The organism is Paraclostridium dentum (assembly GCF_012922555.1).
Taxonomy (GTDB): Bacteria; Bacillota; Clostridia; order Peptostreptococcales; family Peptostreptococcaceae; genus Paraclostridium; species Paraclostridium dentum.
The window spans coordinates 50,964-73,627 of the sequence record NZ_WIPK01000003.1; the positions used below are offsets into that span (position 1 = coordinate 50,964).

General features: G+C 27.5%; 23 protein-coding genes. 20 read left to right on the top strand and 3 right to left on the bottom strand.

The window, feature by feature from the left end; all coding sequences use genetic code 11:
* Nucleotides 1-119 precede the first annotated feature (119 nt).
* Nucleotides 120-581, bottom strand: a complete 462-nt coding sequence (locus GFJ41_RS07805; protein ID WP_035117162.1) for a cyclic nucleotide-binding domain-containing protein — start codon at nucleotides 579-581, stop codon at nucleotides 120-122.
* Between the two features lie 331 nt (nucleotides 582-912).
* Here GFJ41_RS07805 and GFJ41_RS07810 point away from each other — a divergent pair, with 331 nt between their 5' ends.
* The 8 genes from GFJ41_RS07810 (at nucleotide 913) to clpX (ending at nucleotide 9,969) form a co-directional block, all read left to right on the top strand.
* Nucleotides 913-1,848 carry a phosphoglycerate dehydrogenase gene (locus GFJ41_RS07810; RefSeq protein ID WP_053832115.1) on the top strand — a complete coding sequence of 312 codons (936 nt, stop codon included), beginning with the start codon at nucleotides 913-915 and terminating at the stop codon, nucleotides 1,846-1,848.
* Nucleotides 1,849-1,947: 99 nt separating this feature from the next.
* Entirely contained in the window at nucleotides 1,948-3,969 is a 2,022-nt protein-coding gene (gene ligA / locus GFJ41_RS07815) for an NAD-dependent DNA ligase LigA (RefSeq protein ID WP_170075036.1), read from the top strand.
* Nucleotides 3,970-4,237: 268 nt separating this feature from the next.
* Nucleotides 4,238-5,587 (top strand): ribonuclease PH, encoded by a 1,350-nt coding sequence (gene rph, locus GFJ41_RS07820; RefSeq protein WP_170075037.1) that lies wholly within the window; start codon nucleotides 4,238-4,240, stop codon nucleotides 5,585-5,587.
* Nucleotides 5,587-6,057, top strand: coding sequence for a metallophosphoesterase (locus tag GFJ41_RS07825; protein ID WP_114542349.1), 471 nt, complete (start codon nucleotides 5,587-5,589; stop codon nucleotides 6,055-6,057). The genes rph and GFJ41_RS07825 overlap by 1 nt, the downstream gene beginning before the upstream one ends.
* A 23-nt stretch (nucleotides 6,058-6,080) precedes the next feature.
* Nucleotides 6,081-6,602, top strand: coding sequence for a DUF2179 domain-containing protein (locus GFJ41_RS07830; RefSeq protein ID WP_021430240.1), 522 nt, complete (start codon nucleotides 6,081-6,083; stop codon nucleotides 6,600-6,602).
* Nucleotides 6,603-6,746: 144 nt separating this feature from the next.
* The gene (tig, locus tag GFJ41_RS07835; protein ID WP_170075038.1) at nucleotides 6,747-8,033 is read left to right on the top strand and encodes a trigger factor; all 1,287 of its coding nucleotides are present in this window, start codon (nucleotides 6,747-6,749) and stop codon (nucleotides 8,031-8,033) included.
* A gap of 83 nt (nucleotides 8,034-8,116) precedes the next feature.
* Nucleotides 8,117-8,701: an ATP-dependent Clp endopeptidase proteolytic subunit ClpP gene (clpP, locus tag GFJ41_RS07840; RefSeq protein ID WP_021430325.1), complete on the top strand. Its 585-nt coding sequence runs from the start codon at nucleotides 8,117-8,119 to the stop codon at nucleotides 8,699-8,701.
* Between the two features lie 17 nt (nucleotides 8,702-8,718).
* Nucleotides 8,719-9,969: an ATP-dependent Clp protease ATP-binding subunit ClpX gene (gene clpX, locus GFJ41_RS07845; RefSeq protein WP_021430344.1), complete on the top strand. Its 1,251-nt coding sequence runs from the start codon at nucleotides 8,719-8,721 to the stop codon at nucleotides 9,967-9,969.
* A 30-nt stretch (nucleotides 9,970-9,999) separates the two neighbouring features.
* Here the strand turns inward: clpX and GFJ41_RS07850 are convergent, their stop codons facing one another.
* Both GFJ41_RS07850 and GFJ41_RS07855 read right to left on the bottom strand, forming a co-directional pair.
* A complete protein-coding gene (locus GFJ41_RS07850) occupies nucleotides 10,000-10,527 on the bottom strand; it encodes a chromate transporter (RefSeq protein WP_021434139.1) in 528 nt (175 codons plus the stop codon).
* Nucleotides 10,512-11,027, bottom strand: a complete 516-nt coding sequence (locus tag GFJ41_RS07855) for a chromate transporter (RefSeq protein WP_021430250.1) — start codon at nucleotides 11,025-11,027, stop codon at nucleotides 10,512-10,514. The genes GFJ41_RS07850 and GFJ41_RS07855 overlap by 16 nt, the downstream gene beginning before the upstream one ends.
* A gap of 167 nt (nucleotides 11,028-11,194) precedes the next feature.
* On the opposite strand from GFJ41_RS07855, the gene lon reads away from it, so the two are divergent.
* The 12 genes from lon to GFJ41_RS07915 all read left to right on the top strand — a co-directional run bounded on the left by lon (nucleotide 11,195) and on the right by GFJ41_RS07915 (nucleotide 22,627).
* A complete protein-coding gene (lon, locus tag GFJ41_RS07860; RefSeq protein ID WP_021430256.1) occupies nucleotides 11,195-13,552 on the top strand; it encodes an endopeptidase La in 2,358 nt (785 codons plus the stop codon).
* The gene (yihA, locus tag GFJ41_RS07865) at nucleotides 13,542-14,153 is read left to right on the top strand and encodes a ribosome biogenesis GTP-binding protein YihA/YsxC (protein WP_025162320.1); all 612 of its coding nucleotides are present in this window, start codon (nucleotides 13,542-13,544) and stop codon (nucleotides 14,151-14,153) included. Before lon ends, yihA begins: the two co-directional genes overlap by 11 nt.
* A gap of 218 nt (nucleotides 14,154-14,371) precedes the next feature.
* Nucleotides 14,372-15,448: an ATP-binding protein gene (locus GFJ41_RS07870; protein WP_170075039.1), complete on the top strand. Its 1,077-nt coding sequence runs from the start codon at nucleotides 14,372-14,374 to the stop codon at nucleotides 15,446-15,448.
* 354 nt (nucleotides 15,449-15,802) lie between these two features.
* Nucleotides 15,803-17,077: a GspE/PulE family protein gene (locus tag GFJ41_RS07875; RefSeq protein WP_226890240.1), complete on the top strand. Its 1,275-nt coding sequence runs from the start codon at nucleotides 15,803-15,805 to the stop codon at nucleotides 17,075-17,077.
* Nucleotides 17,064-18,248, top strand: coding sequence for a type II secretion system F family protein (locus tag GFJ41_RS07880; protein WP_170075040.1), 1,185 nt, complete (start codon nucleotides 17,064-17,066; stop codon nucleotides 18,246-18,248). Before GFJ41_RS07875 ends, GFJ41_RS07880 begins: the two co-directional genes overlap by 14 nt.
* Before the next feature lie 23 nt (nucleotides 18,249-18,271).
* Nucleotides 18,272-18,646 carry a pilus assembly FimT family protein gene (locus GFJ41_RS07885; protein WP_170075041.1) on the top strand — a complete coding sequence of 125 codons (375 nt, stop codon included), beginning with the start codon at nucleotides 18,272-18,274 and terminating at the stop codon, nucleotides 18,644-18,646.
* Nucleotides 18,647-18,658: 12 nt separating this feature from the next.
* Nucleotides 18,659-19,468: a type IV pilus biogenesis protein PilM gene (locus GFJ41_RS07890; RefSeq protein ID WP_170075042.1), complete on the top strand. Its 810-nt coding sequence runs from the start codon at nucleotides 18,659-18,661 to the stop codon at nucleotides 19,466-19,468.
* A 2-nt stretch (nucleotides 19,469-19,470) separates the two neighbouring features.
* Entirely contained in the window at nucleotides 19,471-19,917 is a 447-nt protein-coding gene (locus tag GFJ41_RS07895; protein WP_170075043.1) for a hypothetical protein, read from the top strand.
* Nucleotides 19,918-19,926: 9 nt separating this feature from the next.
* Entirely contained in the window at nucleotides 19,927-20,349 is a 423-nt protein-coding gene (locus GFJ41_RS07900; RefSeq protein ID WP_170075044.1) for a hypothetical protein, read from the top strand.
* Nucleotides 20,350-20,422: 73 nt separating this feature from the next.
* Complete coding sequence (locus tag GFJ41_RS07905) at nucleotides 20,423-21,097, top strand: hypothetical protein (protein ID WP_170075045.1); 675 nt, start codon at nucleotides 20,423-20,425, stop codon at nucleotides 21,095-21,097.
* A 75-nt stretch (nucleotides 21,098-21,172) separates the two neighbouring features.
* Nucleotides 21,173-22,210 carry an SEC-C domain-containing protein gene (locus tag GFJ41_RS18865; RefSeq protein ID WP_021430280.1) on the top strand — a complete coding sequence of 346 codons (1,038 nt, stop codon included), beginning with the start codon at nucleotides 21,173-21,175 and terminating at the stop codon, nucleotides 22,208-22,210.
* Between the two features lie 39 nt (nucleotides 22,211-22,249).
* On the top strand, nucleotides 22,250-22,627 hold the full coding sequence (locus tag GFJ41_RS07915; protein WP_170075046.1) for a hypothetical protein: 378 nt from the start codon (nucleotides 22,250-22,252) through the stop codon (nucleotides 22,625-22,627).
* Nucleotides 22,628-22,664: the final 37 nt, after the last annotated feature.

The following is a 22,664-nucleotide window of genomic DNA, read 5'->3' on the forward strand; positions in this document are numbered from 1 at the left end:
GACTCAAAGAGGCCATGAAGGTTTTAAAACTTTCATGGTTTTTTTTGTTTTATTAGTACAAAAAAAACTCTATATAAAATAGATAGACTTTAACACTATCTATTCCCTTTTATAAGATGCTATATAGCATCTTTTTCTTTTTTTAAAAAACTTGTTTCTAAATCATTATTGTAAATAGAGTTTGCAAAACTCTTACAAAAATATGATAGGAAAGTAGGGTCTTTAAATGCTACATCTTTTATAATTGACACAGGTATTCCTATAAAAATACATTCATCTAAAGCTCTTAAACTATATTCAAATTTATTTTCTGTAAATATTTCTAAAGAGCCAATAATATTTAAATTATTTATAGAAGATTTAAGTATATTATTATTATCAAAAGAATTTTCTAATTTAATAGTAGTTCCCTCTACGAGAAAATATAAGTAATCTGGAGTTGTATTTTTAAGAACTATAAGTTCATTTTTATTAAAACAATGAAGCTCCATATGAGAGTTCAAATTTACATCAAACATATTATTTATTTTATAATTTTCAATATAATATCTTAAACTATCGTCATGATGAAGTTTAAGCATAAAATCACCCCTTAAAAAATATTATCATATTAAAAGTATTAACTTATATTTGAAAATATAAACTATAATATATAAATAAAAAACAGGTCCGTTGTTCAAATTTATAATTTGGAAATTATATACATTAAAAGCTTATAATTTCTTAAGAATCAAAAATTAAAAACTGGACAATATATTATTAAATAAATACACAAAACACCTCAGTGATGGCATTCTAATATATAGTGTATTTATATAAAATAGATTAAGTCCTTTAATTATTTAATAATTAAAGGACTTTTATTTTTAAGATAAAATATAATTAACTATTAGATATGGGAGGAGATGTTTTATGAAATTATTAGTTACAAATAAATATGAGGATAATGAAATAAGTAAATTAGTAAATTTAGGATATGAAGTGATATATATGAAGGAATCCAAGGCTGAAGTAAATAATGAAAATAAAGATATTGAAGTGCTAGTAGGTTATAATCCATTTAACACACTTGATATATCGAAACTAGAAAATTTGAAACTAATTCAATTAAGTAGTGTTGGAATAGATCAAATACCAAAAGATGAAATTATAAAAAATAATATTACGGTATGTAATAACAAAGGAAATTATAGTATTCCTATGGCTGAATATATAGTTATGTATATTTTAAATGTATATAAAAATACAAAACAAATGTATGAAAATCAAGCACAAAAGAAGTGGAAATTAGATATAAACTTAGAAGAACTAACTGATAAAAAAGTAATGTTTATAGGAACTGGTACAATTGCAAAAAATGCTGCTGATAGGCTAAAAGCATTTGGAGTATATGTTTATGGAGTTAATACAGATGGTAGAGACGTTGTAGGATTTGATGAATGTATATCTATAGGAAATATAAACGAAGGGTTAAAAAAATGTGATGTAGTAGTTATTACCTTGCCATCAACAAAAGAAACTATAGGAATGATTAATGATGAAAAATTAAAAACTATGAAAAATGGATCGGTAATTATAAATGTTGGTAGAGGAAACATAATAAATGAAAATGATTTAATCAATAATATAAGTAAGTTTAAAGGTGTTTGTTTAGATGTATTTGAAAGTGAACCATTAAATAAAGAAAATAAACTTTGGGAATTTGAAAATGTAACTATAACCCCTCATAATTCATGGATATCTGATAAAAATAGAAGTAGAACATTTAATACTATATATGAAAATTTAAAGAATTACATAAACAATAAAGAGCTTAAAAACGTTGTAAATATTCAAAAAGGATATTAATAGTTTAGTTGTAATTTTAAGAAGAAAATTATGGTATACTAAGATAGTATTGCATTGAAATTAGTACGATTTACATAGATTTTAAAAGAGGTGATTTATATGGAGATAAAAACTAGAATGGATGAATTGATAGATCAAATAAACTATCATAGCAATAAATACTATAATGATGATGCTCCTGAGATATCAGATTATGAATATGATAATTTAATGAAAGAACTTATAAAAATTGAAGAAGAAAATCCTCAAATAAAAAGAGCGGATTCACCAAGTAGTAGGGTAGGAGGTAAGCCTTTAGATAAATTTACGCAAATAACACATAAAATACCTATGCTTAGTTTATCAAATGCTTACTCAGATAAGGATTTAAAAGATTTTGATAAAAGAGTAAGAGAATTAGCTGATGATAGTGTTGAATACGTAGTTGAATTCAAAATAGATGGATTATCAGTTGGGTTAACATATAAAAATGGAGTTTTTGAAAAGGGAGCAACAAGAGGTAATGGAGTAGTTGGAGAAGATATAACAGAAAACTTAAGAACAGTAAAGACTATACCTTTAAAAATTAATGACACAGAAGAAGTTGTAGTAAGAGGAGAAGTATATATATCTAAGCAAAATTTCGAAAAAATAAATGAATTACAAGAAGAACAAGGCCTTCAATTATTTGCTAACCCTAGAAATTTAGCAGCAGGAACTTTAAGACAGTTAGATTCTAAGTTAACAGCTAAAAGACCTTTAGATATATTTATATTTAACCTAGAGTATATTGAAAATACAAATTTAAAAAGTCATAGTGAATCATTAGAATATCTTAAAAACTTAGGATTCAAGGTTAGCACAGATTACAAAGTTTGTTCAAATATAGAGGGCGTTATAGAACATATTGAATATTGGACAGAAAATAGATCAAAACTACCATTTGAAATAGATGGAATGGTTATTAAAGTTAATGATTTACAACAAAGAGAGATTATGGGTTATACAGCTAAAAGTCCAAGATGGGCAATTGCATATAAATTCCCTGCAGAGCAAAAGAAAACGAAGCTTATAGATATTATAGTTGAAGTTGGTAGAACAGGAACTATAACGCCTACAGCTATACTTGAACCAGTTAGATTAGCTGGAACAACAGTTTCTCGTGCAACTTTACATAATGAAGATTATATAAATGAAAAAGACATAAAAATTGGAGATACAGTTTTAGTTCAAAAAGCTGGAGATATAATACCACAAGTGGTTCAAGTTGTTAAAGATGATAGAGATGGAAATGAAATAGAATTTAAATTCCCTGATAAATGCCCTGTATGCTCAGAACCTACTGTTAGATTAGAGGGAGAAGCTGCAGTTAAGTGCATAAATATTAGTTGTCCAGCTCAAATTAGAAGAGGAATAATACACTTTGCTTCAAGAGATGCAATGAATATAGAAGGACTAGGAGAATCTATAGTTGGATTATTACTTGATAATAATATAATTAAAGATATAGCTGACCTTTATTACATAAAAAAAGAAGATGTAATAAACTTAGAAAGAATGGGCGAAAAATCAGCTGAAAATTTAATTAAAGCAATAGAAAAATCTAAACAAAATGAGTTATATAGATTAATAAATGGATTAGGTATTAAATATATAGGAGTTAAAGGTGCAAAAGTTTTAGCTAAGAATTTTGATAGTTTAGATGAAATAATAAATGCAGATGCATTTCAGTTAACTAATCTTGAAGAATTTGGAGATATAATGGCAAACAGTGTTGTTGAGTTCTTTAAAGAAGAAAAAAATATGACGGTTATAAATAAATTAAAAGAGTCTGGAGTTAATACAGAATCTATAAAAAACAAAGATGAATCCATAGTTAATATTTTTGAAGGAATGAAGATTGTATTAACAGGTACTTTACCTACTTTAAAAAGAAATGATGCAAAAGAAATGATTGAGGCAAGAGGAGGAAAAGCAACTTCTAGTGTAAGTAAATCTACAACATTTGTTTTAGCTGGAGAAGAGGCAGGATCAAAGCTTACAAAGGCTAATGAATTAGGAGTCAAAGTTATTGATGAAGCTAAGTTTTTAGATATATTAAACTTAAGCTCAAAAGAAGAAGTTCAAGAAGTTATTAAGTAAAAATATTGGGGAAATTATATTAATAAATAACTACTATTTAGGGTTAAATAATGCTAATATATTATAGTATATACAATATTTGAGTTACAGTTCGGGTAAGTTAATTAGTCTGAATTCGCTATAAAAAAATTCGCTTTGCTCATGTCGCCAACGACCTTAAAAACCAGGTCCGTTGCTCAAATTTATAAGTTGGAAATTACTTTTATAATAGTTCAAGGCTAAATGCAATTTCCTAGGTATTAAAAAATGTTTGAAAGAGGTAATATAAATGACGAGAATTGATGGTAGAAAAAATGATGAAATAAGACCAGTTAAAATAACTAGAAACTTTACTAGATATGCAGAGGGGTCTGTATTAATTGAAATGGGAGAAACTAAAGTTATCTGTACAGCTTCTATAGAAGATAAAGTACCTCCTTTCTTAAGAAATTCAGGAACTGGATGGATAAATGCAGAGTATTCTATGTTACCAAGATCTACACACCAAAGAAAAATAAGAGAGTCATCAAGAGGTAAAGTTGATGGAAGAACTCAAGAAATACAAAGATTAATAGGAAGAGCTATAAGATCAGTTATTGATTTATCTAAAATAGGAGAGAGAACTATATGGGTAGATTGTGATGTAATTCAAGCTGATGGAGGAACTAGAACAGCATCTATAACAGGAGCTTTTGTAGCAGTAGCAGAAGCTTTATATTCTTTATATGAAAATAAACAAATAAGAACTTTACCTATAAGAAACTTTGTATCAGCTATAAGTGTAGGTATAGTTAATGGAGAACATGTTTTAGATTTATGCTATGAAGAAGATTCAAATGCACATGTTGATATGAATGTTATAATGACAGACAAAGGTGAATTTGTAGAGGTTCAAGGAACAGGAGAAGAATCTCCATTTACTAGAAAAGATTTAAATGCATTACTTGAATTAGGAGAAAAAGGAAATAAAGAGCTTATTAAAGTTCAAAGAAAAGCATTAGGAAAAATAGCAAGTGAAGTTCTTGGAGAAGAAATTCCAGATGAGGTTGTTATAGCTACAAATAATGCTCATAAATTAGAAGAAATTTCAGCTATACTAAATGATTTTGATTGTAAAATATATTCTCTTAAAGATGTGGATTTAGCAGGAATAGAAATAGTAGAGGATGGTCATACATTTGAGCATAATGCTCTTATAAAAGCTAGAACTATAGCTAAAGCTACAAATATGGTAGCAGTTGCAGATGATTCTGGTCTTGAAGTGGATGCTTTAGGTAAAAAGCCAGGGGTTTACTCAGCTAGATATGCAGGAGAAAATGCAACTGATGAGCAAAATAGAGAAAAACTTGTAAAAGCTATGAAAAATGTACCTATGAGCCAAAGAACAGGAAGATTTGTATCAGCTATAGCTGTAGTATTCCCAAGTGGAAAAGAGTTTGTAGTAAGAGGAACTTGTGAAGGAACTATAGCATTTGAAGAAAAAGGTGAAAATGGATTTGGATATGATCCATTATTTATAGTGAATCAATATAATAAGACATTTGGAGAATTACCTAGTTCAATAAAAAATTCAATAAGTCATAGAGCAAATTCTTTAAAACTTATGAAAGATGAATTTAATAAAAGGATAGTGAAGTAATGAAAATTGGGGTAATAAGTGACACTCATAGAATGAATAGGTTTATAGATAAAACTATTCCATATTTAAAAGAATGTGACTTAATTATACATGCAGGAGATAATTTTATAGATTCAAAATATATTCATAAGATGACTGGAGTTTCGATGATGGCAGTTAGAGGGAACTGCGATTTTGAAAATACAGAAGATGAATTAGAGTTTGAGATAGAAAATAAAAATATATTTGTTTGTCATGGGGATAAGTATGGCGTTAAATATGGACTTGAACAATTACATGAAAAAGCTAAAAATATATGTGCAGATATTGTTATATTTGGGCATACGCATACACCAGTAATAAAAGAAAAAAATAACATACTATATATAAATCCAGGTAGCATATCATTACCAAGAGGAGTAAATTATAGAAGTTTTGTTATATTAGAAATATCTAGTGATAATGTGAGTATTGATGAGATAAGGTTATAAAAATAATTTAGGGGGATTAGTAAATGGAATTTGTTTTGGGGTATTTACTCATATTTTTGGCTAAATGTTCAGATGTAACATTAGCAACAATTAGGACTATATTTGTAGTAAAAGGTAAAAAGAAACTTGCGTTTTGCATTGGGTTTCTTGAAATTTTAATATACCTATTTGCTATGGATAAAGTGTTAGGTGACATGGGGGACATAGTAAAAGTAATGTCATATGCGCTTGGATTTGCAACAGGTAACGTAGTTGGAATCACACTTGAGGAAAAACTTGCAATAGGATTAATAACAGCTCAAGTTTTCACTGGTGAAGATGTAGATCAATTTGCAGAGTACTTAAGACAGCATGGTTTTGGAGTTACTGTCATAGAAGGTAGAGGAAGAGAAGGCGTAAAGTATATACTACAAGTTGTTTTAGATAGAAAGCACCTTCATAATTTCCAAAATACTATAAATAGCTATGATTCTAGGGCATTTGTAGCAGTATCTGAAATCAAGAACGTCAGAGGTGGATATTTTGGTCGAAATGCGATGAAATAAGGCGATTTTCAAAGCTAGTTCATATCAATGCGGTACTTGTAAATAAAAAAAAGAATGTGTTATAATAAAATAGTAAAATTATAGTAACGAAATCTATTATACTATATATAAAAGAATACATAATCAATAGGAGGATTAATAATAATGAAAGCAGAATTACTTAAGAAAGAAGGTAACAAAGTTACTTTTAAACTAACAGTTGATAATGATAAATTTGAAGGTGCAGTAACAAAAGCTTACAACAAAAACAAAGGTAAATTTAATATACCAGGATTTAGAAAAGGTAAAGCACCTAAGCAAATAATAGAATCTCAATATGGAAAAGGAGTATTCTACAACGATGCTATAGATATGTTATTCCCAGAAATATATCCATCAGCTTTAGATGAGTTAAACATAGATCCAATAGATAGACCTGACTTAGACATAGAAGAAATAAGCAAAGACAACGGATTAGTAATGGTTGTTAATGTAGAAGTTAAGCCAGAGTTCGAACTTGGATCATACAAAGGTATAGAAATAGCAAAACCTGACTATACTGTAAATGAAGATGAAGTAACTTTAAGATTAGATGAAATGAGAAATAAAGCTTCAAGATTAGTAGATGTTGAAGGTAGAGCTATAGAAAATGGAGACAATACTGTTATAGACTTCGAAGGATTTGTAGATGGTGTTGCATTTGAAGGTGGAAAAGGAGAAGACTATAGCTTAGTTATAGGATCAAACACATTCATACCAGGATTCGAAGAGCAATTAATAGGTAAAAACAAAGGTGAAGAAGTTGAAGTAAACGTTGAGTTCCCAGCTGAATATCATGCTGAAAACTTAGCAGGAAAGCCAGCTACTTTCAAAGTTGTTGTAAAGAATGTACAAAGCAAAGAATTACCAGAATTAAATGATGAATTTGCAGCTGATACAACAGAATTCAATACATTAGAAGAATTAAAGAATGATTTAAAAGCTAAAGTAGAAGAAGAAGCTAAAAATAGAGCAGATGCTGAAATGAGAAATTCTTTAGTTGAAAAAATATCTGAAGGTACAGAAGTAGAAGTTCCAAATGCAATGGTTGAAACTCAAATAAATAACATGTTAATGGAGCTTAACTACCAATTACAATACCAAGGATTACAATTAGAGCAATTATTACAAATGACAGGAAGATCAATGGAAGATTTAAGAAATGAAAAGAGAGAAGAAGCTACAAAGTTAGTTAAATCATCTTTAATATTAGAAGCTATAGCTAAAGCTGAAAATGTAGAAGTTTCTGAAGCTGATGTTGAAGCTGAAGTTGAAAAAATGGCTAAAATGTACAACATGGAAGTTGAAAAAATAAAATCAGTAATGAGACCAACTGACTTAGAAGATATAAAAGGTCAATTAAAAATAAGAAAAACAATAGATTCATTAGTTGATAGTGCTAAATTAGTTTAATCATTATAGGTATATTTCATACAGTAGCTGTTACAGCTACTGTATATTGTATATATAGATAATTATGATAGGGGGTATAATCCATGGCATTAGTACCTGTAGTAGTAGAACAAACAGGAAGAGGAGAAAGATCTTACGATATATATTCAAAACTTCTAAAAGATAGAATAATATTTTTGGGTGATGAAGTAAATGATGCTACAGCAGGACTTGTAGTAGCTCAGTTATTATTCCTAGAGGCAGAAGACCCAGATAAAGATATACACTTATATATAAACTCTCCAGGAGGAAGTATAACTGCTGGTATGGCAATATATGATACTATGCAATATATAAAACCAGATGTATCAACTATATGTATAGGAATGGCTGCATCTATGGGAGCATTCTTATTAGCAGCAGGAGAAAAAGGAAAAAGATATGCACTTCCAAATAGTGAAATAATGATACATCAACCACTAGGAGGAACAAGAGGGCAAGCGACAGATATAGAAATACATGCAAATAGAATAGTAAAAATGAAACAAACGTTAAATTCTATATTAGCTGAAAGAACAGGCCAGTCTATAGAAAAATTAAAAATGGATACTGAACGTGATAACTTCATGAGTGCTGAAGAAGCTAAACAATACGGCTTAATAGATGAAGTAATTACTAAAAGACCGTAGATAAGAGAGGTGTTAATATGTCAAAATATGAAGATAAGAGACAATTAAAATGTTCATTCTGCGGTAAAAACCAAGAACAAGTTAGAAGACTTATTGCAGGTCCAAATGTGTATATATGCGATGAATGTGTTGAATTATGTGATGAAATAATTCAAGAAGAAGTTGAAGAAACAACAGAAGAGGAAACTGTAAACTTACCGAAACCAAAAGAAATGATGAACACTCTTAATGATTATGTAATAGGACAAGAAAAAGCTAAAAAAGCTTTATCAGTAGCTGTTTACAATCATTATAAAAGAATCTATGGAAAAAACAAAGGAACTAATAAAGATGTTGAGATACAAAAAAGTAACATACTTTTATTAGGACCCACTGGATCAGGAAAAACGCTTCTTGCTCAAACACTAGCTAAAACTTTAAATGTTCCATTTGCAATGGCAGATGCAACATCACTAACTGAAGCTGGATATGTTGGAGAAGATGTTGAAAATATATTATTAAAGCTTATACAAGCAGCAGACTTTGATATAGAGAAAGCTGAAAGAGGTATAATATATATAGATGAGATAGATAAGATAGCTAGAAAATCAGAAAATCCATCTATAACTAGAGATGTTAGTGGAGAAGGTGTTCAACAGGCTCTACTAAAAATCTTAGAAGGAACTGTAGCTAATGTTCCACCACAAGGTGGAAGAAAGCATCCACACCAAGAGTTCTTAAAGCTAGATACTACTAATATACTATTTATATTAGGAGGAGCCTTTGATGGAATAGAAAGAATAATTCAAAAAAGAGGCGGCGAAAAAACACTAGGATTTGGAGCTAAGATAGAAAGTAAAAAAGATATGGACCTTGGAAAAATTTATGCACAAGTTCAAACAGAAGACTTACTTAAATTTGGTATAATACCAGAATTTATAGGTAGAATTCCTGTAGTTGCAACTTTAGAATTATTAGATGAAGATGCACTAGTAAGTATACTAAAAGAGCCTAAGAACTCTTTAGTAAAACAATTCCAAAAACTATTTGAATTAGATGGAGTTGAACTTGAATTTGAAGATGCTGCACTTAGAGCAATAGCTAAAAAAGCTATTGAAAGAAATACGGGTGCAAGAGGTCTAAGAAGTATTGTTGAAAATATAATGATGGATATAATGTATGAAATACCATCTAGAGATGATATAAAGAAAATAATACTGACAGAAGAGTCTGTTAAACAAGATTCTGATCCAGTTATTGTTTTAAAAGATGAAGAAGAAAGTGCATAAAAAAAGGAGCTAATTAAGCTCCTTTTTATTTTAAAAAAAAGATAGTAAAATACCTATGCATCCATATATAAACACGATGGCTATTGAGCCAACTTTTTTTGTGTATAATAAGTAAAATGCTGATATAAAAGCTATAATATCATAAAGACCCCAAGTTATTCCTGTAGCAGATGAAAATACTGCCGATAATATAAAACCTAAGGTTATTGGACGTAAAACAGAAAGAATTTTTTCAACTTTTTCATTATCTTTAAATTTATCAAATAGGCTTGCAATTATTGTGAGACCTATTACTGAAAATAATACAACACCAATACTTGAAGCTAAAGATCCCCAAAAACCTCCTGCTTTAAATCCTATAAAGGTAGCACTATTTATAGCGATAGGACCTGGAGTAGATTGGGATAATGCCAATAAATCTAAAAATTCTTTGTTGGTAATAAAGTGGTATTTATCTATAAATTCTTGTTGAATAAAGGGAAGCATAGCATAGCCTCCACCAAAACTAAAACTACCTATTTTAAAGAATATTAGGAATAACATTAAGACTTTTGACATAGAGCGTAAACACCTCCTAATATTATTAAATATATTGGACTGATATTAAATACACCTACACAAAAGAATGATATAATTAAAAATGATATATTTTTCTTAGATTTGGGTAATTTATTAAACATATTTACAAATGAGTAAAGTATTAAAGCTATAACGACTGGATTTACTCCAGAAAAGAACCCATTTAAAATATCTGAGCTTTGGTTGTTGAAATAAAAATATGATAATACTAACACTATACAAAATGATGGAAGTATTGAACCTAATGTACAAACTAAAACACCTGGAATTTTATAAAGCCTATAACCCAATAAAATAGAGATGTTTGCACCTAGTACACCTGGATAGCTTTGGGCGATAGATAGATAGTCAATAAACTCTTGTTGAGTTAATAGATTTTGCTTTGTGACAAGCTCATCTTCTATCAAAGGAACCATAGCATAACCACCACCAAAGGTAAATGCACCTATTTTTAAAAATGTTAAGAAAAGTTTAAACATAAAATCCTCCACATTAAAATTTGGTATATAAGTAATATTATTATAACATAATAGTAATAAATGGATTGAAATGATTAAGAAATAGCTAATGTTGTTGAAAATTCAATTATGTAAATATATAATAAATAAAGTGACGCAATCTAGCATTTGGAAGGAGTGATGTTAGCATGGATAAAAATTATACTATAATAGAACGTGAATTACCGTTAATCCCGCTAAGAGGATTGGCTATATTCCCATATATGATACTAAGCTTTGATGTAGGTAGAGAAATTTCTCTAAAGGCATTAGATGAAGCTATGGCTGATGATGAAATGATATTCTTAACAGCTCAAAAAGATTCATCAATAGATATACCTACAGAAGATGACTATTATCATACGGGTACTATATGTAAAGTGAAACAACTGGTAAAATTACCAGGAGAAGGGGTCAGAGTACTAGTTGAAGGTATATCTAGAGGAACTATAACAGAGTTTGTGCAAGACGAACCATATATAAAAGTTGCTATAGAAGAAGCTGTTTATGATGTTGAAAGCATAAATGAAGATAAAGAGGTACAAGCAACTGTTAGAAATGTATTTGATGCTTTTGAAGAGTATATAAATATAAGTAATAGAGTTTCACCAGAAATTCTTATAAATCTAGCTGAAATGGATAATGAAAATAGATTTGTAGATACAATAGCTGCAAATATGTTCTTAAAGCCAGATCAAAAACAAGCAATATTAGATGAATTTGATATTCAAGCTAGACTAGAATTAATTCTAAGAACATTATTAGAAGAAATTGAGTTATTAAAAATAGAGAAGAAAATAGCTTTAAAAGTAAAGAAAAGTATGAACAAAGTTCAAAAAGAATATTATCTTAGAGAACAGTTAAAAGCTATACAAAAAGAATTAGGAGAAGATGAAGATATAGATTCTGAAACAGATGAATATAGAAAAAAACTTCATAAGATGAAAGCTTCTAAAGAAACTAAAGAAAAGATATCAAAAGAAATAGACAAGTTCTCTAAAATTTCTCCTATGGCTCCTGATTTAGCTGTAAGTAGAACTTACTTAGATACTATATTCTCATTACCTTGGAATAAAGAAACTAAAGATAAGTTAGATATAAAAAGAGCTGAAGAAATATTAAATGAAGAACATTATGGATTAGATAAAGTAAAAGAAAGAATAATAGAATATTTAGCAATTAGACAATTATCAAAGAGTCTAAAAGGGCCTATATTATGTTTAGTTGGACCTCCAGGTGTTGGTAAAACATCTATAGCTAAGTCTATAGCAAATTCACTAGATAGAAAATTCGTTAGAATTTCTTTAGGTGGAGTTAGGGATGAAGCTGAAATAAGAGGACATAGAAGAACTTATGTAGGAGCTCTTCCAGGAAGAATAGTTAATGGATTAAAAGAAGCAAAAACTAAAAATCCTGTATTCTTATTAGATGAAATAGATAAGATGTCATCAGACTTTAAAGGAGATCCAGCGGCAGCTATGCTAGAGGTTTTAGATCCAGAGCAAAACAAAGACTTTGTGGATCACTACTTAGAAGTTCCTTTTGATTTATCTAAAATACTATTTGTTACAACTGCAAATACATTAAGTACTATACCAAGACCATTACTTGATAGAATGGAAATAATAGAAATATCAGGTTATATTGAAGAAGAAAAATTAAATATAGCTAAAAAGTATTTATTACCAAAACAAATAAAAGAACATGCTTTAAAAGAAGAGTTTATAAAAATAGATGATGAAACTATGCTTGAAATAATAAGTAGCTATACAAGAGAAGCAGGAGTTAGAGGTTTAGAGAGAACTCTTGGAACAATATGTAGAAAAGCTGCTAGAAAATATGTAGAAGATGAATCTATAGAAGAGATAGTAGTAAACAAAGACAATTTAGAAGACTACTTAGGAAAACAAAAAGTAAGACATCAAGTTGCAGGTAAAGAGCCAGAGGTTGGAGTTGTTACAGGACTAGCATGGACAGCTGTTGGAGGAGAAACTTTAACAACAGAAGTAAATGTGTTAAAAGGAAAAGGTCAGATAGTTTTAACAGGAAAACTAGGAGATGTAATGAAGGAATCTGCTCAAACAGGTATATCTTATATAAGATCTATAGCAGACAGATTTGATATAAATCCAAACTTCTATAAAGAAAATGATATACACATACATTTACCAGAAGGAGCAGTACCTAAGGATGGACCGTCTGCAGGTATAACTATGGCTCTAGGCGTTATATCAGCATTAACTAACATACCAGTTAGAAACAATGTTGCTATGACAGGAGAGATAACTTTAAGAGGTAGAGTCCTAGCTGTTGGAGGAGTTAAAGAAAAACTTCTTGCAGCACATAGAGCAGGTATAACTAAAGTTTTATTACCGCAAGAGTGTGAAGCAGACTTAGATGAAATACCTCAAAAGGTAAAAGATGAAATGGAATTTGTTTTAGTAAGCCATATGGACGAAGTATTAGAACATGCATTATTAAGGAACGGTGAAAAAAATGAAAATTAGAAGTGCTGAAATTACAATGAGCGCAGTTAACAAAAGTCAATACCCAGCAGAAGGTATACCAGAAATTGCATTAGTTGGAAGATCTAATGTTGGAAAATCATCAACAGTAAATACTTTATTAAATAGAAGAAATTTTGCAAGAACAAGTCAAACACCAGGAAAGACTAGAACTATAAATTTCTACCTAATAAATGAAGAGTTTTACTTTGTAGACTTACCAGGATACGGATATGCAAAGCTATCTAAATCTGAAAAAGAAAAATGGGGAGTTATAATGGAAAGATATTTACAAGAAAGAGAAGAGCTATGTGCTATTTGCCTACTTGTAGATATAAGACATGAACCTTCAAATGAAGATAAGATGATGTATGACTGGATAAAACACTTTGGATATGATTGTGTAATAGTTGCAACTAAAGCAGATAAAATATCTAGAGGACAATATCAAAAACATTTTAATATAATTAGAAAAAAATTAGAGTTATCAAAAGAAGATAAAATCTTCCCTATATCTGCACTTAAGAAAACAGGTGTTGAAGAATTATGGGCAGAGGTTATAAAACAATATACACACAAAGGCTATGAAATAAGAGTTGATTAATTTAAAGCAACTAAACTCATTGAGTTTAGTTGCTTTTTTATATTTAAAAAACTTTTTTAAGTATTTTACTAAGTTCTGGCTAAGCATGATGCCTGCTACATACAGACATTTAAATGAAATGTATTTTTATGTTAATAAATTTTTGGACAAACACAAATAATATAGAAGTTTAATAATTTAATAAAGGTAATAAATTTTTATTTGGAGGGAAGTTTACAATGGATGGTAAAGTAAGAAAAATGTTTCCAGGTGGAAATACATCAAAAGGATTTAAATCATTTTTTGATTATACAATTCCCAAAGATGTAAACAGAATCTTTTGTATGAAGGGAGGACCTGGAGTAGGGAAATCATCATTAATGAAAAAAGTTGCACAAGATATGATTTCTAAAGGATACGATGTAGACTTATACCCATGTTCTTCTGATCCAGATTCATTAGATGTTATAGTTATAAAAAAATTAGGTGTTGTTATGCTAGATGCAACAGCTCCTCATATTGTAGATCCTAAAAATCCAGGAGCTATAGATGAAATTTTAGATTTAGGAAGATATTGGGATAGAAAAGCTATTGAATTGAATAAAAAAGACTCGATTGAGTGTAATAAAGAGGTAAGTAGATTCTTCCAAGTTGGATTTAAATATTTTGAAGCAGCGGCTCCGATAGCTTATGAAATACAATCTAAAAATGTAGATTGTATGGACTTTGGAAAAGTAAACTTGTTAACTGCAAATTTACTTCAATCAATATTTGAAAATGTAATTCCTAATGGTGAATATAAAGAACAAATACACTTATTTGGAAGTGCATTATCTCCTTTAGGTCATGTAGAATATACAGATACGATTCTGAAAGATGTAAATAAAATTTACTACCTAGAAGGAGATTTAGGTACGGGAAAATCAACTTTACTAAATAAAGTTGCAAATAAAGCTACAGAAAATGGTTTAGAGGTAGAAACATTCCATGCTCCACTATTACCAGAAAAAATAGAAACTATTTTAATTAAAGATTTAAACTTAGCTATAACAACTAGTAAATTATTTAAAGATAAAAACTTAGAAACTTTTGATTTAAATAGTTATATGGATACTAAAAAACATGATAAGTATGAAGATGAGCTAAGTTATAGTAATAAAGTTTTAAATGATTTAGTTGAATATGGATTGTTAAATATTAAAAGAGCAAAACAACAACATGACTTATTAGAAGAGTACTATGTTCCTAATATGAATTTCTCAGAAGTAAATAAATTAAAAGATATAATAATAGATAGAATTTTAGAATATAAATAAGATAAAAAGAGAGCCTTATCAGGCTCTTTTTTTATGCTTAAGTTAATTATTTATATAATTTTATTTATACAAATAGAAGTATTTGAATGTATGAATAAATCCTATATGTTAATAATTGTAGGTAAAGTTAGTATATAGATTACTGGAATGCTTAATAGTCTATATACTAACTTTAAAATAATATAAATAAGTGAAAGGAGAATGAGATAAATTTTAGTATTAGATAAAAAAGCTCCATCTACAATAAGAAAAAATTTAGCTATAAAGTATAATGCAATACCGATTGAAATAAGAGAAAATGATTTAGTAGTAGCTATAAACAAAGAAAACATTTATGCATTACAAGATTTTAGATTGGCAACTAGAAAAAATATAGTTTTTAAATTAGAAGATGAATTGAAAATAAAAGAAGCTATAAAAGTATATTATTCAGATTGTGATATAAATAATGATGACTATTACCAAAATGTATTAAATGATATGCTATGCAAAGCATTAAATTTTAATTCAAGTGACATACATATAGAACCATTTGAGGATAATCTAAAAATTAGGATGAGAATAGATGGAAACTTAAAAGAGATTTATAACTACTCGAAAGACATGCATATGCAATTAGTTACAGTTATAAAATTAATTGCAGGATTAGATATAGCTGAAAAAAGATTACCTCAAGATGGGCGTATAGACAAAAAAATTAATAAAAATATATTAGATCTTAGATTATCTACTATACCTACTGTGCATGGAGAAAAAGTAGTTATTCGAATATTAAATAGAAATAAATTTCTAAAGAATAAATCAGAAATTGGATTTTCAAATATTGCTGTAAATAAAATTAGAAATATAGTTAATAGGATGAGCGGTATATTGCTTATAACAGGGCCTACTGGAAGCGGTAAAACAACAACTTTATATTCAATATTAAATGATTTTAAATTTATTGATAAAAATATAGTAACAATAGAAGATCCAGTTGAGTACAAGATAGAAGGTATAAATCAGACTCAGGTAAATACAAAAATAGGATTAACTTTTTCAAAAGGATTAAGGTCGATATTAAGACAAGATCCAGATGTAATAATGGTAGGAGAGATAAGAGATAAAGAAACTGCTCAAATAGCTATTAGAGCTGCTTCTACAGGCCACTTAGTAATAAGTACCATGCATACTAATAATGCGATTGAGTCAATAAATAGATTGATGGATATGGGTATACCGAGGTATTTAATTGCATCAACATTAAACGGTATAATATCTCAAAAATTAATAAGGCGTGTATGTAAAAATTGCAGTTATGAAGAAACTATAGAAACAAATATATCTAAATATCTAAAATTACATAAGGATATAAAAGTTAAAAAGGCTAAGGGGTGTAGAGATTGCAATGATACTGGATATAAAGGAAGAGTAGCATTGTATGAAATAGTAGAAGTGGATAAAGATATTAGAAGAGCGATAATGAGTCAAGAGAACATAGAAGATATTTATAATACTGCTAGATTAAATAATATGATTACATTTTTAGATAGTTGCTCATATTTAATTAATGAAAACATAACAACAATAGAAGAAATTATAAGTGCTAGAGCTATATTAAATAGAGGTGAAGCAAATGTCTCTATATGAGTGTATAGTATATGATGAGCAGGGAAACAGATCAAGGAAAAAATTAAGTTTTGATTCAGAAAAAGAATTAAAAGTATATGCAATAGAAAAAAACTTAAAAATAGCAAATATAAAATTGATAAAAAATAAAAATAATAAAAGTTTAAGAGACAAAGATCTATCTGTTTTATGTAATCAATTAGGGATGTTGATTTCATCTGGATGTGAAATTACACACTCTCTAAATACAATTCAATTAAATTGCAGTAAAAAATTAAAACCAATTCTAAAAAGCATAAATTATAATCTTCAAAAAGGAAATCCTATATCATTGTCATTTAAAAATTCAGCTAAGTTTTCCAAGTTTTTTATAAATATGGTTAAAGCAGGCGAAGTAAGTGGTAAATTAGATGAAATCTTAATGAATCTATCTGATTATTATAAAAAAGAATATGAATTTAAAAGAAAACTAATCTTGGCTATGGTATATCCTATAGCATTAATTCTTACATGTATATGTGTAATTTTATTTACATTAATATATACTGTCCCTAAATTTCAACAATCATTTATTGGAAGTGAAAGTAACTTGCCTCTAACTACTAAGATTTTAATAAATTTTTCTATGAACTTAAGAAATCATTATAAAATAATTTTTTTAATAGTAGGTGCTATTATAGGACTTCTAATTTACATGTTTAAAAAAGAATATAAAGTTAGGATGTATTTTGATAAGAAATTATTTGAATTTAAATTAACTAGAAATATTATTCAAACCATAGAAGTAAATAAATTCATAAGGTGTATATACATATTGATAAGTAGTGGAGTACAAATTACAAAGGCCCTAGATATATCTTGTGATGTAATAAGTAACAAATATATGTCACAGAAATTAAATATATCAAAAAGCTTAATTCAAAAAGGAAACAGCATAGCATTCTCATTAGATAAGTCACAAGTATTTCCTAAAATAGTGATATCTATGATAGAAGTAGGTGAAGAAACAGGTAAAATGGAACATTGCCTACGAAATATAAATACAAATTATGAAAATAATTTAGACAATTTAACTAGTAAAATAATTAAACTAATAGAGCCTATCATTGTTTTAGTTTTAGGATTAGTTATAGGAACTTTACTAGTTTTTATAATGACGCCTGTATTTGATGCAGTAACTTCATTTGAATAAAAATAAATAAAAGGAGAAGTAAAATGAAAATAGATAAGAAGATAATTATGAAAAAAAGAAGAGGGTTCACATTAATAGAACTTGTAATTGTAGTTGCAATACTTGGAGTACTATCAAGCATTGCATTAGTCAAGTTTGGTGATGTTGAAAAAAATAGTAAGATAAACGCAGATTACGTTACGGCTAACAATATAGCTACAGCTGCGAAATTAGCAATAAATAGTGATCCATCTATATCAGAAGTTAGTATAGATTATTTAGTTGAAAATAATTATTTAGAAGGTAAGCCTAAGGTTCAAAGTCAAAAAGATAAAAACTTTGAAGTATATACAGAAAATGAAGATATAAAGGTGAAAGTAGACGGACAAACTTTTTATCCTAAAAATGAACAAGAATAAATTATAGAGGTGATGAAAATAAAAACATTAACTTTAGAGATAAAAGAAAATACAATTAAAATGCTTGTTATAGAAAAGTATTTTGGCTATGTTAAATTTATAAATATGAAAACTTTTGAGTTTGACCAAATAGATCAAAATGGATTGATTTTAGATATTAACAAGTTAAGTAAAATAATAAAAAATGAATTAAATAATTTTAAAATACCATGTAGAAGAATATCTTTTGCGGTTCAAAATGAAAGTATAGTAAATAGGAATGTTAAAGTAATAAACACTGGGTACAAGAGTGATATAAAGGGGCTTATAGCATATGAGCTAAGTGAATACTTGCCTATAAATATTAAAGATTATATATTAAAGTACAACATATTAAAGCAAGAAGAAGATTACCTAGATGTACAGGCTATACTTATGCCAATATCCATTATAAAAAGTTATAGAGAATTAGCTAAATCATTAAAATTCAAACCTATAAGCTTAAGTGTTAATTTTGATATATTAAATAAACTTATATATAACGAAGATATTGAAATAGAAGGAGAAAATAATTTAATTTTAGATATGGGGAGACAATACACCAATGTGAATTTAATAAAAAATAAACTTATTATAAATTCATACACATTAAATAATATGGATGTATATGACTTTTTGAATAATGAAATTGAAAATAATTATGGGAAAATATATTACTATGGCTTTCAAAACTGTGAACTTATAAAAAATTTAAATACAAAATTTAAGCTAAATAAACTTTTTTTAAAAGATGCAAAACAAGATGAATTAAATAATTTTATTAATAATATAGGATTGATATAGTTATGAAAAATGAAAAAATATTAAACTTTTTTTACGAAAATGAGAAATTTTATAATAAGGAAATAGATAAAGAAAAATTAATACTAATTGGCATTATAGTATTTACAATTGTAATTAATTTAAATAAATTTTATAAAATTCAAAAGTTAGAAGAAAACGTGACAGAAAGAAAATCTGTTTTAAACTGTATTGAACAAAGCAAAGAAACTCCAAATATAAAACAAACCACATCAAAGCTATCTAGTATACTTAATTTAATGGATGCTAGCGAATTAAAAAGTGTAGAAATGAAAAATAAAAAATTAAAACTTAAAGGTGAAACCAATGACTTTGAAAAAATAAAAAATTACTTAGATATAGTTAAGAAAATAGAAAATACAAAAGAAGCTAATATCGATTTTATAAATAACAATGAAAACATATATGAATTTGAAATAAGTAGTTTTTAGGAGTTAATAATGAAAATAAATAAAAATAAAATAAATATAAGTGTTTTTTTAGTATTATTCTTAGTCTGTAACTTTAATTTTGTATATTTAAAATTAGATAAAAAAGAGAAATTGTTATCTAATCAAATTAAGGTTATAAAAAAGTTAGAAAATGAAAAAGAAGAAAAATTAAAAAATAGATATAGGGAAGATGTAGTCATAAGTATGCAGAAACAATTTAAAGATATAGCTACAATAAAATATATCAAAACAGATTTAAATAGTAATAATGAAATAGAGCTAGAAGGTGAGATAAATGGAGATAGAAATTTAATGTATAAAAGTATTGAAAGCATAAATAAATCAAAGAAAAAAATAAGTGTAGATAGTATAAATATAACAAAAATGGATGAAAATATTATAGATTGCAAATTTAAAGTGAAAGTGATATAAAAGGTTTTCCTATGTTTTATGTAGAATAACTTAATATATAAGAATATTCTACAAATTCTTAAGGGGGACTCCAATGGATAATAATATACTTTTTTTAAACAATTATATAAATGATATCGAATATGATTTTCTTAAAAATGGAAATACAAAGTATACTTACATATGTAAAAAGTTTTATGGTGTAGATATAGAAAAGATAAGCATATATATTTGGACATTAAATATAATGGATGAATTTAGTCAAACAATTAATGAAAAGTGTAAAGACATGGATAACATAGAGAAAATATCTAAAGATGTTTATGATTTAATAAAGACGGATAGGAAAAAAGTTATATTGTATTCATATTTAAAAGGGCATTTGTTAGGATACAACAATTACATGTTAATAAAAGAATTTAAAAATATAAATAAGGATATTAATGAAGCAGATTTTGCTGAACTTTTATCAAAATCTGAAGATGATGAATACCTTGAAATAAAAAAATTTCAACACGATATAAAGTTAAAAGATATATATATTAATGATGAAAATAAATTAGTTGAAAATATAAAAAAATTTTACCTAACTAGTATGGAGGAAAGAATAAGGGAGTTAAATTTAAAAGAAAATGTAGAAAAGATAATTAACTCAGTGAATGAAATTATGATAGATGATGCGAAAAACAAATATAATGAGGCAATTTTAGATGGAATCATACAGAAAATCAATAAAAAATCGCTTAAAATCAATAAAATACCTTTATAGTGTAGAATCATTGAGGGAAAGATGATATAATTATAAATTGTATTTAAATTTAGAAATGAAGGAGTGAAAGTAACAGTGTTAGGGAGAAACGAGTTATGCCCATGCGGAAGCGGGAAAAAATATAAAAAATGCTGTTTAAATAAAGATGTTGTGTCGGAGAGAGCTAGTAGAAAAATTGTACTTTCACAAAAACAATATTCACAACTGTACTCAAAACTATATGAATATTCAAGACAGCCAAAGTTTAAAGAAGAGTATAAAAAAGCACAAGAAATGTTTTATATATTAGATGATGAAAATGTAAATGGTAAGTTTGAAAGCTTCTTTAATACATACTTTATACAAGACCATATAATGGAAAATAAAAAAGTTATAACTGTAGACTTTTTTGAAGAAAATAAAAATAGTTTAACTAAGCCAGAAGTAGATATACTAAAAAGCTTATTTGAATCTTATGTAAGTGTGTATGTTATAAAAGAAAAGTTAGAAGATAGAATCTTATTAAAAGATGCTATAACAGGAGACGAAATATACACTGAAGATATAAATCTATTAAACGGATTTAATCAAGGTGACTGTATAATAGCTAGAATAGTTGAAGTAGGAGAATCTCATCTATTATTAGACGTTACAGTAAGTATATCAGATGCTGTTAAGGACGTAATAGTAAATGATATAAATCATTTCTTTAGCCAATATGAAGATTTATATAAAGATATAAAAACTTTCTTAATATATCATACTCATATACTTTACAAGTACATTCAACAATTACTAGATCCTAACATAGCTGAATATCTTAAAGATCAAAAAGACGTTAAAGCTAAAAAACAAGAAGAAGTTAAAGAAATGATTGATGAAAATGAATGTTCAGTTTCAGCTTTACTTAAAGCTCAAGTTGAAAGTGATATACTAGAAAACTGTTTAGAGTTTTGGAACGAATATAAAGCTAAAAATAGCGAAATAAAAGGTTCTGAAAATGGATGGGCAGCAGCAGTAGAATATCACATTAAGAAAGAAAATGGACAAACAGTAACTCAATCACAAATCTCTAAAAAATATGACATAAGTCCAAGTACTTTAGGTAAGAGACATAAAGACTTAAAAATGTAGTAAAAACTTAATTTAAAATATACAGAAAGAGGTATATAGATGAGTCTTAATTTAGGAAAAGCAATTGCTGTATCAACAAGTTATATAAAATCTAATCCAGCGGTACCAGTATACAAGGGAGATGCAACTCCTGAGAATTTATATGCAGTAATATACCATATAGAAATAGGGTACAACGAAAGCAGTTTAGAAAAGGCGATGCAATACATAATTATAGATTATAAAGAATTTGAATTATGTGATAGCGATAAAAATGAATTAGTAAGTATAGCAAAACAATACTGTGAACAAAACGGTATAAAAGATGATGAGCAAACTCAAATAGCATTACTAGATAATGAAGAGGCAGAGAATTTCTTAGAAAAAGTATTTAACAACATGAAAGTTATAAGAGGGTTAATAACTCAAAGAGATTAAGTAACAATATAATTAGAATTACCATAAAAGCTAGGCC

Bases quoted from the DNA above. Each gene is read 5' to 3' on its own strand.
- GFJ41_RS07855 (WP_021430250.1), bottom strand. From the start codon at position 11,027: ATGTTTAAACTTTTCTTAACATTTTTAAAAATAGGTGCATTTACCTTT.
- GFJ41_RS07900 (WP_170075044.1), top strand. From the start codon at position 19,927: ATGAAAATAAATAAAAATAAAATAAATATAAGTGTTTTTTTAGTATTA.
- clpP (WP_021430325.1), top strand. From the start codon at position 8,117: ATGGCATTAGTACCTGTAGTAGTAGAACAAACAGGAAGAGGAGAAAGA.
- GFJ41_RS07915 (WP_170075046.1), top strand. From the start codon at position 22,250: ATGAGTCTTAATTTAGGAAAAGCAATTGCTGTATCAACAAGTTATATA.
- rph (WP_170075037.1), top strand. From the start codon at position 4,238: ATGACGAGAATTGATGGTAGAAAAAATGATGAAATAAGACCAGTTAAA.
- lon (WP_021430256.1), top strand. From the start codon at position 11,195: ATGGATAAAAATTATACTATAATAGAACGTGAATTACCGTTAATCCCG.
- GFJ41_RS07890 (WP_170075042.1), top strand. From the start codon at position 18,659: ATGAAAATAAAAACATTAACTTTAGAGATAAAAGAAAATACAATTAAA.
- GFJ41_RS07885 (WP_170075041.1), top strand. From the start codon at position 18,272: ATGAAAATAGATAAGAAGATAATTATGAAAAAAAGAAGAGGGTTCACA.
- GFJ41_RS07850 (WP_021434139.1), bottom strand. From the start codon at position 10,527: ATGTCAAAAGTCTTAATGTTATTCCTAATATTCTTTAAAATAGGTAGT.
- GFJ41_RS07905 (WP_170075045.1), top strand. From the start codon at position 20,423: ATGGATAATAATATACTTTTTTTAAACAATTATATAAATGATATCGAA.
- GFJ41_RS07810 (WP_053832115.1), top strand. From the start codon at position 913: ATGAAATTATTAGTTACAAATAAATATGAGGATAATGAAATAAGTAAA.
- GFJ41_RS07895 (WP_170075043.1), top strand. From the start codon at position 19,471: ATGAAAAATGAAAAAATATTAAACTTTTTTTACGAAAATGAGAAATTT.
- GFJ41_RS07880 (WP_170075040.1), top strand. From the start codon at position 17,064: ATGTCTCTATATGAGTGTATAGTATATGATGAGCAGGGAAACAGATCA.
- clpX (WP_021430344.1), top strand. From the start codon at position 8,719: ATGTCAAAATATGAAGATAAGAGACAATTAAAATGTTCATTCTGCGGT.
- GFJ41_RS07870 (WP_170075039.1), top strand. From the start codon at position 14,372: ATGGATGGTAAAGTAAGAAAAATGTTTCCAGGTGGAAATACATCAAAA.
- tig (WP_170075038.1), top strand. From the start codon at position 6,747: ATGAAAGCAGAATTACTTAAGAAAGAAGGTAACAAAGTTACTTTTAAA.
- ligA (WP_170075036.1), top strand. From the start codon at position 1,948: ATGGAGATAAAAACTAGAATGGATGAATTGATAGATCAAATAAACTAT.
- GFJ41_RS07805 (WP_035117162.1), bottom strand. From the start codon at position 581: ATGCTTAAACTTCATCATGACGATAGTTTAAGATATTATATTGAAAAT.
- GFJ41_RS07830 (WP_021430240.1), top strand. From the start codon at position 6,081: ATGGAATTTGTTTTGGGGTATTTACTCATATTTTTGGCTAAATGTTCA.
- GFJ41_RS07825 (WP_114542349.1), top strand. From the start codon at position 5,587: ATGAAAATTGGGGTAATAAGTGACACTCATAGAATGAATAGGTTTATA.
- yihA (WP_025162320.1), top strand. From the start codon at position 13,542: ATGAAAATTAGAAGTGCTGAAATTACAATGAGCGCAGTTAACAAAAGT.